This window comes from Proteiniphilum sp. UBA1028, from assembly GCF_002316955.1.
GTDB lineage: Bacteria > Bacteroidota > Bacteroidia > Bacteroidales > Dysgonomonadaceae > Proteiniphilum.
Map to the genome: position 1 here is coordinate 15,399 of NZ_DCEN01000038.1, position 14,747 is coordinate 30,145.

Consider the following 14,747-nt stretch of genomic DNA (forward strand, 5'->3'; position numbering starts at 1 on the left):
TATTCAACTCCCGGGATTCTTCTTCCATTACTCCCAGGGTCACTTCAATACCATGTTTCCTCATCAGATCAATGCCGGCACCAGATACGGCAGGGTTAGGATCTTTGGTGGCCACCACCACGCGAGGAATCTTATTCTTGATGATCAATTCCGTACAAGGAGGTGTCTTGCCATGATGGGAGCAAGGTTCCAGCGAGACGTACAGGGTGGAGTCGGGCAACAATGTTCTCTCTTTAACAGCCGCGATAGCATTTACTTCGGCATGGTCTTCCCCATACTGCCGGTGATACCCCTCCCCAATGATCCGGTTATGGTGTACAACGACTGCCCCTACCATGGGATTGGGGCAGGTAAAACCTTCTCCCTTGCGTGCAAGTTGAAGGCAACGCTGCATAAATGCCGGATTTAGTTCCATTTTTTTTATCTTTGTCCTGTCAAGCTATACTATTACAGCAATTATCGTTATGCAGCAGCATATACAACATATTCGTCGAGAATTGAACGGGTTGTATACCCCTTCGGAAATTACGGTGCTCACCCGCCTCATCCTTGAGGAGGTATGCGGTCTCCCGTATGTCGTCATAACGGACAACAAAATTAATCATTTATCCCGATCTCAAGCGGAAAAGCTGGACGATATTCTTATCAGGTTGAAAAAAGGGGAGCCTTATCAGTATGTGTTTGGTGAAACCGAGTTTTATGGCAAGATGTTTAAGGTCACAGGCAACGTGTTGATCCCTCGCCCGGAAACTGAAGAGCTGGTGGAGTGGATTGTGTCGGAACAGCATGGCGGGAGTCTTCTTTTTTTGGATATTGGAACCGGAAGTGGTTGCATCGCGGTAGCTCTGGCAACCGAAGTTGAACACGCTCAGGTGGATGCATGGGATATATCGGAGGAAGCCCTGGTGGTGGCTGCGGAAAATGCTTCCCGAAACAAGGCCGCGGTACACTTTTCCCGTGTAGATATCTTCCAGCCTGTTACGCCGTTGAAAAAATACGACGTGATTGTGAGCAATCCTCCCTATGTAACGGAATCCGAAAAAAAAGAAATGGATCGGAATGTCCTCGATTTTGAACCACATGAAGCCCTCTTTGTTCCGGATGACAGGCCATTGTTATTTTATGAGCGAATAGTTGCCCTGGCTGAAGAGCTGCTCCATGACGGAGGAAGATTATATTTCGAAATAAACCGGAACATGTCGGAACAGGTAGCGGCATTGCTTCGCGACGCCGGATTCCGTACAATTGAAATAAAAAGTGACATCTCCGGCAATCCCAGGATGATTCGGGCTCAAAAATCAACAGCTCATGAAGAAGCCTGAAAAGACAATCACTCCGGAACAGGCCTTCGCGCAAATGGCTCGACTTTGCTCCCGAAAAGAATGCTGTATATGGGATGTGCGCAGAAAGCTGCAACGCTTGCAGATTCAGGATGAGTCTGCAGAACGGGTGATTGACCAGTTGAAGAAAAATCGCTATATCGATGAGGCACGCTATGTCCGGAATTATATTCATGACAAGTCTGCTTTCAACAAGTGGGGTAAAGTAAAGATTGTGCTATCTTTGCGACAAAAACAGATACCGGCTGAAGTTATTGATGCAGCTCTTGCGGAATTTTCCGATACCGCACTCAACGCCCCACTTTTGCAGCTAATGGAGGCAAAAAGAAAAACAGTAAAAGGAGGGTCCGCCTATGAAATTAACGGTAAGCTAATCCGCTATGCTCTGGGAAAGGGGTATCCAATGAAAGAGATTTTGAACTGCATGCAGAAGATGGACATGGATGAGTTGCCTTATGAGACGGAATGACCTGTTGTTTGAACTCTCACGTCTTTTTTTTCCTGCAGTGTGCATGGTGTGCGGCGAGGAGTTGTTACAATCTGAGGAGTGCATCTGTTTGCGATGTTTGTACAAGCTGCCCCGTACCTATAACTTCAGACTCCCGAATAATGCCGCAGAGCAGCTGATGGCGGGGAGAATCCCTTTTGAGCGGATTGCTTCTTTTTGTGTATATGCCAAGGGGGGGATACTGCCCCCGTTGATTCATCAGCTGAAATACCACCACCACAAAGAAGTGGGGGCGCTGTTGGGGAGGATTTTTGGCGAAGATCTTCTGGGAAGTGACTTTCTGAAACCGATTGATATTATCCTACCGGTGCCGTTACACCCGAAGAAAGAAAAAAGCCGCGGCTATAATCAGGCTGAAATGATAGCGTGCGGACTGTCGGAGGCTACCTCCCGCCCACTGTCTGTGGGCAATCTTGTCCGTGTCGTTTATAATCCTACCCAGACAAGGCGAACCAAAACACAACGTTGGGAGAATGTGAAGTCGATCTTCCGGGTGAATAATCCGGATGCATTTGCCCACAAGCATCTGTTGCTTGTGGACGATGTGATTACCACAGGCTCCACCGTTGAAGCCTGCGGCATAGCCTTGCAGGCTTGCCGTGAGATGAAAATCAGCGTGGCAACCTTGGGGGAGGTTTTTTAGTTTCTTTTTTTAAAAATGGACGTTTTTAATTTTGAAATCTGTACTTTTGTGGGTAATCTGCGATATAGTTTACGTTTTCGTGAAGCAATAGAAATTGAAAACGACCAATGTAATTAACTATTTTAATAAAAAAATGAGCACAGTACAGAAATTAACAGCCGAGAAGCTTCTTAAGATTAAAGCCATTAAGTTACAACCCTCTAATCCCTTCACGTGGGCGTCGGGTTGGAAGTCACCCATATATTGCGACAATCGCAAATTGATGTCCTATCCTGCCATTCGCAATTTCATCAAGGTGGAGTTTGCCCGGCTTGTCCTCGAAAAATATCCCCAAGCGGATGCTATTGCAGGCGTAGCCACCGGAGCCATTGCTCCGGGAGTGCTGGTTGCCGACCTGCTTGACTTACCCTTTGTCTATATCCGCTCCACACCGAAAGATCATGGATTGGAAAACCTGATTGAGGGAGATCTGAAGCCGAAACAAAAAGTAATTGTGATTGAAGATCTGGTCTCTACCGGGGGCAGCAGCCTGAAGGCTGTAGAAGCAATTCGCCGTGACGGTTCTGATGTGTTGGGAATGTTTGCCATATTCACGTACGGGTTTCCGCACGCATTGAAGAGCATGCAGGAGGCCAGGGTTGAGCTCACTACTCTTTGCGATTATGATGCGATTCTTGATGAAGCACTGCAGACGGATTATATCGATGAGTCGGAACTGAAGACATTGCAGGACTGGCGTCACGATCCGGAAAATTGGGGACAGACGGTAAAAAAAATAAAAAAATGACCGAGTTTGTCAGTGAAATAAAAACGATCCCGCACAGTGATGCCGAGGTGTTTCGTGTGCTCTCCGATCTCAGTAAATTGGAGTCGGTAAAAGACAGAATCCCGGAAGATAAACTTCGTGACTTTTCGTTCGATGCCAATATGGTGTCGTTTCGGGTTGACCCGATAGGAAAGGTCACTTTTCTTGTGGAAGAGCGTGAGCCGAATAAGCTGGTGAAATTCAAATCAGAAAAGTTGCCATTCGATGTGTTTATCTGGATACAGCTTGTAGCAAAGGCGGAAAAGGATACCAGGTTACGCCTGACCCTACGCGCCGATTTAAGCATTTTTATGAAAGGGATGGTAGAGAAGCCTATGCGTGAAGCAGTGGACAAAATCTCGGACGCACTTGCCCACTTGCCTTACGATCGCTTATAAAAAGAATGGTGTTTAGCGCTGGCTACTTATAAAAAATAACCGGATGATCTCTTCACAGGGACCATCCGGTTTTTGGAAAATCAAAAAGTCATATAAGAAATAGAACTAATTACGTTGTGGTTGTTTCGCTTAATAGTATTCATTCGATGAGACAACAGGAATAGGCATTTCGGTTATTGCTTCCTGTAGTGCTTGATTGTACCTGTAAGTCACATCGTAAGTTGTTTCTCCCGTCAGTTCTTTCACTTTGATGGATAGCTTTACGGAATCGGCGTCGTTAGCACGCAATGGTTTCAGGTCGAAGCAAACGAAGCCTTCGTATAATTTGTCCTGCTGACTGTCGTATGAATTATGACGAAATTCGAGTTCAGTGACACCGGGTGCGTTGCCAGGTGACAAAGTGTTATTTACCAGGTTGATGGAATGAGGGCGTACGCCGCCATAGTTGAACATAAATGAGACGTTCAAATAATCACCTCCCACCCACACCGCATTGGCCTTTACCGGATCATTGCCGATACTGTCTTCATTTTGAGTGTTCAGCTCTATGACCTGTTTGGTAAGAATATTCCAGATGTCGTTTACCTTGATGTAATGGTTATAGCCCTCTTGAGCGCCCGAGAGGATGGTGTAATTGAGAAAAACCCGTTGATTGCAGGTCGGCTGGTATACCACGGCAGTGGCAGCCGCCCATAAACGCGTGCCATTGTCAAGCAACAAGGAATATGCATTCTCGCCCTCGGGGATTACGGTGGCTACGTTGATACGGAATTCACCCAAGGAGTTGGAATTGTCGTCACACGAAAACAGGGAAAGAAGAATTCCGGTTGAAATAATAGTAAGTGTCAAAAACGTCTTTCTCATACTATCTTGCTTTCTATACTCGTTAGATGCAACAAATGCAAAATCGCTGCATGCAAAATTGAGATAATCCTCAAATTAGCAATAATTAACAAAGTTGTCGATGTCTTTTATGACATCCTCCGGAGTAGTTATCCTTTTGGGTACAGCTTGTGGATGAGGTCCAGTCTGTTTATACGCTTGAGAGTACTGATGATGGTCCGCTTGTTTTGTGGATCGTGCCAGAAAAAAAACAGACGCTGTGCGTTTTTCTGTTCTTTTGTTTTGGCAGTGTAGACAGGTTTCAGGGTATAGGGATGGATACCGGTGTAATAGATCTCTGTCGCCAGTGTCATGGGTGAAGGAGTAAAATCCTGCACTTGTTCCAGCTTGAAATGCAAATTTTTAGTGATCGCTGCCAGCTCTGCCATGTCTTCTTCTGTGCAGCCCGGGTGCGACGAAATAAAATAAGGGATAAGCTGTTGGTTTAGTGATTCCTTTTCGTTTAGTTCATCAAATGCGAGTTTGAACTTATAGAACAGGTCGAACGGTGGTTTTCGCATTGTGTGGAGCGTAGCTTCTGAGGTGTGCTCCGGAGCTACTTTCAACCTGCCCGACACGTGATACTTTATCAGTTCCCGAAGATAGGTCCGTGTGGAATTATTTGTTTTTTCATCGTTGCTCCTATGCAGAAGCATATCGTAGCGGATGCCGCTGCCGATAAACGATTTTTTCACGCCTGGCAGTGTATCCACGGCACGATAGATATCCAGGAGTGGTGTATGGTCAGTGTTCAGATTGAAACATACCTTTGGGTATATACAGGATGGTTTTTTGCATTTTTTACAAATAGCCACCTCTTTTCCCTGCATCCGATACATGTTTGCCGAGGGTCCCCCCAGGTCACTGATGTATCCTTTGAAATCAGGCATTTCCGTGATCTTTCCTACTTCCGCCAATATGGACGATTTTGAACGGGAGGCAATGAACTTTCCCTGATGTGCCGAGATGGTACAGAAAGCGCATCCTCCGAAGCATCCGCGGTGAAGGTTCACCGAAAACTTGATCATTTCGTATGCCGGGATCTTTTTTTCTTTATATTTGGGATGAGGTAGGCGGGTATATGGCAGGTCGAAAGAGGCATCAATCTCCTCTTCTTTCATCGGAGGAAATGGCGGGTTTACCACCAGCATCCGATCGTCCACTTTCTGCAGGATACGTGCGGCTGTAAGGCGGTTGGACTGTTCTTCCACCACGCGAAAGTTTTTGGCCTGTTTCAGTTTGTCGTTCAGGCACTCATCGTGTGAAAAGAGAATTTCCTCTTCGTCGAACGGGTTTGTAGGAACTTTCTCTTTCTTGCACAGAAAGGCCGTTTGGGGAATGTCATGTATCTCACCGAATTTCTCTCCGTGTCGAAGTTTGTGAACCAGTTGCTTCAGGGGAAGTTCCCCCATTCCGTAGATCAACAGGTCGGCCTGCGTATCGGCAAGAATGGTTTTGTGCAGGGCGTCGTCCCAGTAATCATAATGGGTTACTCTTCTCAGCGAAGCTTCCACACCGCCAAGCAACAGAGGAATCCCTGGATAGAGCTCCTTCAGGATATGCGAATAGACGGTCACCGCCCTGTCGGGTCGCATGTCGCAGCGGCCGTCCGGTGTGTAGGCATCGCTGGAGCGCAGACGTTTGCCGGCGGTGTAATGGTTGATCATGGAGTCCATCACTCCGGCAGTAACGGCGAAGAAAAGGCGAGGAGTGCCCATTTTTTTGAAATCACGCAGATCATCCCGCCAGTTGGGCTGGGGCACAACGGCAACCCGGAGTCCCTCTCTTTCAAGTATACGTCCGATGACAGCTGTGCCGAAAGAGGGGTGATCAACGTAGGCATCACCCGAGAAGAGAACAACGTCTACCTCCTCCCACCCGCGAAGCATCATCTCTTTCTTCGTGGTAGGTAACCAATCGGTGAGCCGGAGGGAACTTTTGTGCATTAACGATGTTTGTGTTTGTGTTCTTTTTGCAATCCGGCATCAATCTCCCGGGCTCTCGCTACGGCGAGGTGAATATCGGCACAAATGTTTTCGTCGCCCACAATCTGTGGAATATTGGATTGGTAAAGGCTCTCACGAATATTTTCTTTTACGCCGGAGAGAATGATGTGGATCTTTTCCTTTTTTGAGTTGCGACACAAGGTCTCCAGGTTGTTTAACCCTGTAGAGTCAATAAACGGAACCTTACGCATTCTGATAATCCGGATGTTGGGATGATCGCCTATCTCCCGCATCTTTTCGTCGAATTTGTTGGCTACACCAAAGAAGAAGGGACCGTCAATTTCATATACCTCCACTCCGTGAGGCAGGTAAAGCACCTCCTCTTTCATGTCTTGCGAGTGAGATTCCATCTCTTCCGAGATGTTTATGCTGCCGGTAGTATGCGAGATCTTCGTGCTTTCGTTCATTCGTTTCAAAAAGGCAAAAACAGCCAGTAGCAGCCCTACGGCAATGGCTACGGTGAGGTCGAATATCACCGTCAGAAAAAAGGTGGTCAGCAGGATGGCAAGCGTAGCTTTCGATTGTTTTGTGAGAGAGAGAAAGGTGCGCCATTCGCTCATATTGTAGGCCACTACCACCAGCACTCCTGCCAGACATGCCATGGGAATGTGTTTTGTGAGATCGCCCAGGAACAAAACAATGAGCAGGAGGACACAGGCATGGATAATTCCCGCTACCGGTGTGCGGCCGCCGTTGTTGATGTTGGTCATTGTGCGTGCAATGGCACCCGTTGCAGGAATGCCGCCAAAGAAAGGAGTGACAATGTTTGCTACCCCTTGCGCCACCAGTTCCATGTTTGAGTTATGCTTTTTGCCGGTCACCCCGTCTGCAACGGTGGCAGAGAGCAACGACTCAATTGCGCAGAGCATGGCAATGGTGAAAGCGGCGGGGAACAACAGGCGCATGCTCTCAAGGTTTATCGGGATGTTTTCCACTGCTGGCAGCTGACTGTTGATAATAAACCGGTCGCCGATGGTCTCAATTCCCTGAATGTTGCCGTAAGTTTTCATCAGATAGGCAGCAATAGTCATCACGATGATGGCCACGAGTGATCCCGGGATTTTTTTAGAAATTTTAGGTGTAAGGATGATGATGACTACACTCGTTACGCCAATAAGGACAGCCCACCAGTTCACGGTGGAGAAATGCTGGAAGTAGGTTATCCATTTTTCTACAAATCCGGAAGGTAGCTTGGGCGTGGTTAAGCCGAAAAAATCTTTCATCTGCGTGGAAAAGATGGTCAGCGCGATGCCGCTGGTGAATCCCACGACAATGGGGTAGGGTATGAAGCGGATGACGGCGCCCAGCTTTAAGAAGCCCATCATCACCAGCATGACGCCCGCAATGACAGTGGCCAGTGCCAGTCCGTGAACCCCATATTGTTCCACAATCCCGTAAACGATCACGATGAAGGCACCCGTCGGGCCGCCCACCTGTACCGTGCTGCCGCCAAGGAAGGAAATGATGAATCCGGCAATAATGGCGGTGTAAATTCCTTTCTCAGGTGTTACACCCGATGCTATCCCGAATGCAATGGCCAATGGTAAAGCCACCACTCCTACAATCAGTCCGGCCATGAGGTCGGCAATAAATTTTTCTTTGTTGTAGGTTTTTAAGGACTGAAAGAGGGCGGGCTGAAAATCTTGAAGAAAATTTGTTTGCATACGTTTGATAAAAAACGATGCAAAGGTAGTAAAAAAATCAGACAATACCTTGTTCCACGAGAACACATACCCGTTCGGTCATCCGATCTTCGCCGTAAGGGTTGTATCTTGTTTTCAGGCTGTTCCCGAATAAACCTGCAAACACGTTGTAGGTCCAGGCTTTAAAGCTACCCATAAATGCATCGATGATGTGATAGGAGGAGGAGTTGGTCTCCCTGTCAACCAGTTTCATCAACAACTGTCCTTGTGAGCGGGTGAGTTTTTTCATTTTGGGCGTATACTCGTCCATCAGGTATTTTTCCATCTTATTGAGATGCTTTTGTCGTGCCTTGTCGTCGGGTAGCGTCTCCATATACTCATAGGTTTCGGTGATGATGCCGGCAATCTCTTTGGCATAGGGAAGTGTTTTCTTTACGTCGCGGATCAGCTTGGAGTATGCCATGCGATCTTTTGTGCTGCGAAAAGTGATGGGCGAATATTTGATGAAATCGGTCAGCCACATGCAGGCGACGGTATCATTCCCGAGGATTACTGCCGGATATACGTTCGGCATTAAAAAGATGGTAGATACAGGGCTGCTCGCCTCGGGATTGATGTTGGCCGCATAAAACCCTTGTGCTTTTACCGCAGGGGGCAAAAGCGCTATATACAACACCATCAATATGTGGATGAGTCTTTCCATAACAGAGCAAAGATAAATGCAATGTTTTATTTTACCATGAGAAAACACGTTAAGTGTAGTTAATTAACCTGCGCGTATTTAGAATGTTAAGTAAATAATCTCCAAAAGGGAGCTTCGGAAAAGCAGAGCCAAAAGTACAAAAAAAATCAGTTTATGCTCCCAAATCCGGTAAAAAGTGTACTTTTGGGAACACAATAGAAAATTTATGGCATATTATCATCTCGGAGAGCTTATCCATAAGCAAGCATTGAGGCTGAAATACAAAACGGCACTAAAGTACCAATCGCCTGCCGGAGAATGGCTCGATCTGTCGTGGAAAAGTTTTTCCGGTAAAATTATGAAGGCTGCGCAGGCGATGGCGGAAATGGGTGTGCAGCCTCATGATAACGTAGGTATTTATGCGCAGAATATGGATAAATACCTGATCACTGATTTTGCCGCTTATGCCAACAGGGCGGTGATGGTTCCTATGTATGCCACTTCATCGCCGGTGCAACTGAGCTACATCATCAATGATGCACAGATTAAGCTGCTATTTGTGGGCGAGCAGTTTCAGTATAATAATGCCTATAAGGTACAGCAGGAGCTGCCCGTATTGGAGAGGCTGATTATTTTCGACTCGGGAGTGGTGCTGAAACCGGAAGATAGGACTTCGGTCTATTTCGATGACTTCATCACTACCGGAGACAACTCAGAGTCGCTGGCGCTGGTGAACTCAAGGTTAAAGCAGTTGAGCGAGAGTGATCTTGCCACCATCATCTACACGTCGGGCACGACCGGTGAGCCCAAAGGGGTAATGCTTACCCATGCCAACTATATAAAAGCCTGCTACATTCACGACATCCGTATTACAAACCTTTCGGAAAAGGATCTGTCCATGTGTTTTTTGCCGCTGACCCATATTTTCGAGAAAGCATGGACCTATTACTGTCTTCACAAGGGGATTACGGTGGCCGTAAACAGAGATCCCAGTGAAATCAGGAGGACAATCAGGCAGGTGCGTCCAACGTTGATGAGCAACGTGCCTCGTTTCTGGGAGAAGGTGTACGAGGGAGTGAAAGAGAATATTGACAATGCTTCCGGAATTACAAAATGGCTGTTTACCGATGCGGTGAAGACGGGCAAACGTCATAATCTGGAGTATGTAAACGAAGGGAAAAGGGCCCCGCTAGGAAACAGGATCAAGTTTTTTATATACCGGCACACTGTCTTTTTTCTGATCAAGCGGATCGTGGGAATTGAAAGAGGAAATTTTTTCCCTGTGGCAGGGGCACCCCTGTCCGACACGATCAATGAGTTTATGCAGTCCATTGACGTGCGCATTATTTACGGTTATGGCCTTTCGGAGACAACAGCCACGGTGAGTTGCTTCCCGGCAAAAGGTTTTCGGATCGGAACAGTCGGAAAAGTGATGCCCGATGTGGAGGTGAAAATTGGTGAAAACAGCGAGATTCTTGTGAAAGGGGAGACCGTGATGGCGGGTTATTACAAAAAACCGGAAGCGAACGAAGCCGCTTTTACCGAAGATGGTTATTTCAGGACCGGCGATGCAGGCTCATTGACAGACAACAATGAGATTATTCTCACCGACCGTATCAAGGATCTGTATAAAACATCCAACGGCAAATATATTGCTCCACAAATGATTGAAACCCGCATTTCCGAGGATAAATATATTGAACAGGTGGCAGTGATAGGCGACCAGCGTAAGTTTGTGAGTGCTCTGATCGTTCCCAATTACGATGCTCTTAAAGCCTATGCCAGGGAGCAACAGATTGCTTTTGAAACGACAGAAGGTTTGGTCAATGACCCTCGCATCCACAATTTTATCTTTGGCCGGATTGAGTTGCTGCAGTCGCAATTTACCTCCTACGAGAAAGTCAAAAAAATCACTATTCTTCCCGAACCTTTCAGCGTGGAGAGCGGAGAACTGACCAATACGCTCAAGCTGCGCAGGAAGGTGATCCTGGAAAAATATGCCGGTCTCATCGACCAGATGTATGAAGGATGAGTGGTCAGGGTCCATATGACGGCTATCCGTTTCAGCAGTAATCGTAAATCTGGAATTAAATCATTATCTTTGCACCGTTTTTTAATGAAGGAAAGGCATGGATTACAATTTCAGAGAAATAGAAAAACGGTGGCAGCAATACTGGGTTGACCATCAGACATACAAAGTCGCGGAGGAGAGTACCAAACCCAAGTTTTACGTGCTCGATATGTTTCCCTATCCCTCGGGAGCAGGATTGCATGTGGGACACCCGCTCGGATATATCGCGTCGGACATCTTTTCCAGATACAAGCGATTGCAGGGATTTAACGTGCTTCATCCCATGGGCTACGATGCCTATGGACTGCCTGCCGAGCAGTACGCCATTCAAACGGGTCAGCATCCGGCTATTACCACGGACAACAATATCAACCGCTATAGAGAGCAACTTGATAAAATAGGATTTTCGTACGACTGGAGCCGGGAGGTGCGCACCTGTAACCCGGACTATTATAAGTGGACGCAATGGGCGTTCATCCGCATGTTTCATTCCTACTACTGCAACCAGGCACAGCAGGCCCGGCCGATTGCAGAGCTCATTGATGTCTTCTCACAACAGGGTACCGAAGGCCTTGATTTGGCTTGTACAGAACCGATGACCTTCACTGCCGGTGAGTGGAGCAACATGTCTGAGAAAGAACAGCAACAGGTTTTGATGAATTACCGCATTGCTTATCTGGGGGACACCATGGTGAACTGGTGCCCCAAACTGGGTACGGTTCTTGCTAACGATGAGGTGAGCGAGGGGCTCTCCATCAGGGGAGGCTATCCGGTGGAACAGCGTAAGATGCGACAGTGGTGTCTGCGTGTCTCGGCCTATGCGCAACGATTGCTCGAGGGACTCGATAAGATCGCATGGAGCGAATCTTTGAAAGAGACACAGCGCAACTGGATTGGAAGGAGTGAGGGTGCTGTCATGCACTTTAAAGCTTCAGACGGAATTACGTTCGATATTTTTACTACCCGTGCTGATACCATTTTCGGGGTGACCTTTATGGTGCTTGCGCCGGAGAGTGAGCTGGTGGAGCAGCTCACCACCGTCGAACAACGCGAAGCTGTGGATCTCTACATTGAACAAACCAAGAAGAAGACAGAACGGGAGCGCATCGCCGATAAATTGGTTACAGGTGTGTTTTCGGGTTCATATGCCACCCATCCCTTCACGGGTGAACCTCTTCCGATATGGATTTCGGATTATGTGTTGGCCGGATATGGCACGGGTGCCATCATGGCTGTGCCGGCACATGACAGTCGGGACTATGCTTTTGCAAATCATTTCAACCTGCCCATCATTCCCCTTATTGAAGGATGTGATATCTCGGAAGAGAGTTTCGATGCCAAAGAGGGGATCATGATCAACTCCGGTTTTCTGGATGGAATGACGGTAAAGCAGGCCATCCCTGCGGCCATCGATGAAGTGGAAAAACGGGGCCTGGGCTACCGCAAAGTCAATTATCGCCTGCGCGATGCCATCTTTTCCAGGCAACGCTACTGGGGCGAGCCGTTTCCCGTCTATTACAAGGACGATATGCCCTACACGTTGGATGAAAGCGAGCTGCCGCTTGAACTTCCCGAGGTGGATAAGTTTTTGCCCACCGAAACGGGAGAACCCCCTCTGGGACGTGCCAAAAACTGGCAAACGAAAGAGGGGTATCCTCTGGAGCTGAATACCATGCCCGGCTTTGCCGGGTCGTCGGCTTATTACCTGCGCTACATGGACCCGCACAACAACGAAGCGTTGGTGTCTGAAAAAGCCAATACTTACTGGCGCGATGTAGATCTGTACATAGGCGGCACGGAACATGCAACCGGCCACCTCATCTATAGCCGGTTCTGGAACAAATTTCTTTTCGATCTGGGCGTGTCCTGTGAAGAGGAACCTTTTAAAAAGCTGGTCAACCAGGGAATGATTCAGGGACGGAGCAACTTCGTATACCGCATCAAGGGGACCAACACCTTTGTATCGCATGGTCTCATCAATCAATACGATGTCACTCCCATTCATGTGGATGTGAATATTGTGCACAACGATCTGCTCGACAGGGAGGCTTTCGTGCGGTGGAGCCCTGAATACAGCAACGCTGAGTTTATACTGGAAGATGGAAAGTATGTTTGTGGCTGGGCCATAGAAAAGATGTCGAAATCGATGTACAACGTGGTCAACCCCGATGACATCGTGGAGAAATACGGGGCCGACACGCTTCGGCTCTATGAGATGTTCCTGGGGCCGCTGGAGCAATCCAAGCCGTGGGATACGAACGGAATCGACGGGGTGCACCGATTCCTGCGTAAGGTGTGGAACCTGTTTTACAAGGAGGGTACATTGGCTGTTTCCGGCAAGGAACCAGCTAAAGAAGCCCTGAAGTCGTTGCACAAACTAATTAAAAAGGTATCGTCCGATATCGAGCATTTCTCTTTTAACACCTCGGTTTCCGCATTCATGATTTGTGTGAACGAGCTGACAGCACTTTCGTGCAGGGAGAGAGCCATCCTGAGTGACCTTGTGGTATGTCTGGCACCATTTGCACCTCATCTTGCGGAAGAACTTTGGCATGTGCTGGGAAATGAAACATCGGTTTGTGATGCGGCATGGCCTGTCTGGAACGAGGAATATCTCAGGGAAGATGTCTTCCCGTATGCGATATCCTTCAACGGAAAGTCGCGTTATCTTCTCGAATTTGCAGCTGAAGCTACCAGCGAAGAGATCGAAAAGGCTGTTCTGGAGCATCCCCAGTCACAAAAGTGGCTTGAGGGCAAAACACCCAAAAAAGTGATTATTGTTCCGAAAAAAATCGTGAACGTGGTACTTTGATTGATTATGCCAAGTGACAAAGACTGACGATTAGGCCTGATAGCTGATAACTGAGGATATATATATGGAGAGATTGCCTGAATTTAGCCTGAAGAAGTTTTTTTGGAAAGATTATCTGACGATCTTTCTAGGTACTTTCATGTATGCATTGGGTGTCACGCAATTTATCATGCCTCACCAGTTTGTGCTTGGAGGGCTCACCGGTGTGGCCGTATTGCTCAACTACGCATTGGGGTGGCCGGTCTCGGTGATGGTTTTTGTTATGAACGCGGTGTTGCTGTTGATAGCTTTCAGGATACTGGGGTCAGAATTTCTCGTGAAAACGATCGTGGGTGTGGCATCGCTGACGCTTTTTATCGGCATGTTCGAAAGCTTTCAATGGCCGCCGATCATGACGGATGAGCCGCTGATGGCGGGATTGATTGGCTCCATTGTGGCGGGATCCGGAGTAGGGCTGGTGATGTCGGTGAACGGTAGTAGTGGAGGAACTGACATTATTGTGCTGGTAATCAACAGGTATCGAAATATCACACCCGGTAGGACCATGCTATGGGTGGACCTGATTATTGTGGCTTCGTCCTTTGTTATTTTCCGGAGCGTAGAAACGATTGTATTTGGTATCATCATCATTGCCGTGATGGCAACGTCGGTTGATTGGGTGTTAAACGGTATCCGCCAGTCGGTTCAGTTCTTCATCATTTCCCATGAATACGAAGAGATTGCTACGCAGATCAATCATCAGTTACATCGAGGCTGTACCGTGCTCGATGGTACCGGCTGGTACACGAAGAAAACCCAAAAGGTGTTGCTTGTCATGGCAAAGCGAAACGAATCTACCTCTATCTTCCGGCTGGTAAAGAGCATCGATGAGGACGCCTTTATCTCTCAAAGCAACGTAATTGGTATCTACGGCCAGGGGTTTGACAAGATGAGGTAAACCTCAAAGAACACAATCTG

General features: G+C 47.6%; 13 protein-coding genes. 8 read left to right on the forward strand and 5 right to left on the reverse strand.

What is annotated here, in order from left to right; all coding sequences use genetic code 11:
• On the reverse strand, positions 1-415 hold a 415-nt coding region (gene ribD, locus B3Z75_RS06005; RefSeq protein ID WP_294068661.1), incomplete at its 3' end, for a bifunctional diaminohydroxyphosphoribosylaminopyrimidine deaminase/5-amino-6-(5-phosphoribosylamino)uracil reductase RibD.
• Between the two features lie 49 nt (positions 416-464).
• Between ribD and prmC the strand changes: the two genes are divergently transcribed.
• The 5 genes from prmC (at position 465) to B3Z75_RS06030 (ending at position 3,694) form a co-directional block, all read left to right on the forward strand.
• Entirely contained in the window at positions 465-1,322 is an 858-nt protein-coding gene (gene prmC / locus B3Z75_RS06010) for a peptide chain release factor N(5)-glutamine methyltransferase (RefSeq protein WP_294068663.1), read from the forward strand.
• Positions 1,309-1,809 (forward strand): regulatory protein RecX, encoded by a 501-nt coding sequence (locus tag B3Z75_RS06015; RefSeq protein ID WP_294068665.1) that lies wholly within the window; start codon positions 1,309-1,311, stop codon positions 1,807-1,809. Before prmC ends, B3Z75_RS06015 begins: the two co-directional genes overlap by 14 nt.
• Complete coding sequence (locus B3Z75_RS06020) at positions 1,796-2,491, forward strand: ComF family protein (RefSeq protein ID WP_294068667.1); 696 nt, start codon at positions 1,796-1,798, stop codon at positions 2,489-2,491. Before B3Z75_RS06015 ends, B3Z75_RS06020 begins: the two co-directional genes overlap by 14 nt.
• Positions 2,492-2,624: 133 nt before the next feature.
• Positions 2,625-3,278, forward strand: a complete 654-nt coding sequence (gene pyrE, locus B3Z75_RS06025; RefSeq protein ID WP_294068669.1) for an orotate phosphoribosyltransferase — start codon at positions 2,625-2,627, stop codon at positions 3,276-3,278.
• The gene (locus B3Z75_RS06030; protein ID WP_294068671.1) at positions 3,275-3,694 is read left to right on the forward strand and encodes an SRPBCC family protein; all 420 of its coding nucleotides are present in this window, start codon (positions 3,275-3,277) and stop codon (positions 3,692-3,694) included. The genes pyrE and B3Z75_RS06030 overlap by 4 nt, the downstream gene beginning before the upstream one ends.
• Before the next feature lie 129 nt (positions 3,695-3,823).
• On the opposite strand, the gene B3Z75_RS06035 is transcribed toward B3Z75_RS06030, so the two are convergent.
• From B3Z75_RS06035 to B3Z75_RS06050, 4 genes are all read right to left on the reverse strand, one after another.
• Positions 3,824-4,558, reverse strand: coding sequence for a NigD-like protein (locus B3Z75_RS06035; protein WP_294068673.1), 735 nt, complete (start codon positions 4,556-4,558; stop codon positions 3,824-3,826).
• A 128-nt stretch (positions 4,559-4,686) separates the two neighbouring features.
• Complete coding sequence (locus tag B3Z75_RS06040) at positions 4,687-6,522, reverse strand: YgiQ family radical SAM protein (protein ID WP_294068675.1); 1,836 nt, start codon at positions 6,520-6,522, stop codon at positions 4,687-4,689.
• The gene (locus B3Z75_RS06045; RefSeq protein WP_294068677.1) at positions 6,522-8,246 is read right to left on the reverse strand and encodes a SulP family inorganic anion transporter; all 1,725 of its coding nucleotides are present in this window, start codon (positions 8,244-8,246) and stop codon (positions 6,522-6,524) included. Before B3Z75_RS06045 ends, B3Z75_RS06040 begins: the two co-directional genes overlap by 1 nt.
• A 37-nt stretch (positions 8,247-8,283) precedes the next feature.
• Positions 8,284-8,928, reverse strand: a complete 645-nt coding sequence (locus tag B3Z75_RS06050) for a DUF4294 domain-containing protein (protein ID WP_294068679.1) — start codon at positions 8,926-8,928, stop codon at positions 8,284-8,286.
• Positions 8,929-9,133: 205 nt separating this feature from the next.
• Here B3Z75_RS06050 and B3Z75_RS06055 point away from each other — a divergent pair, with 205 nt between their 5' ends.
• The 3 genes from B3Z75_RS06055 to B3Z75_RS06065 all read left to right on the forward strand — a co-directional run bounded on the left by B3Z75_RS06055 (position 9,134) and on the right by B3Z75_RS06065 (position 14,727).
• Positions 9,134-10,939, forward strand: coding sequence for an AMP-dependent synthetase/ligase (locus B3Z75_RS06055; protein ID WP_294068681.1), 1,806 nt, complete (start codon positions 9,134-9,136; stop codon positions 10,937-10,939).
• 97 nt (positions 10,940-11,036) lie between these two features.
• On the forward strand, positions 11,037-13,790 hold the full coding sequence (gene leuS / locus B3Z75_RS06060) for a leucine--tRNA ligase (RefSeq protein WP_294068683.1): 2,754 nt from the start codon (positions 11,037-11,039) through the stop codon (positions 13,788-13,790).
• Positions 13,791-13,854: 64 nt separating this feature from the next.
• Positions 13,855-14,727 (forward strand): YitT family protein, encoded by an 873-nt coding sequence (locus tag B3Z75_RS06065; protein WP_294068685.1) that lies wholly within the window; start codon positions 13,855-13,857, stop codon positions 14,725-14,727.
• The last annotated feature ends 20 nt before the right edge of the window (positions 14,728-14,747 follow it).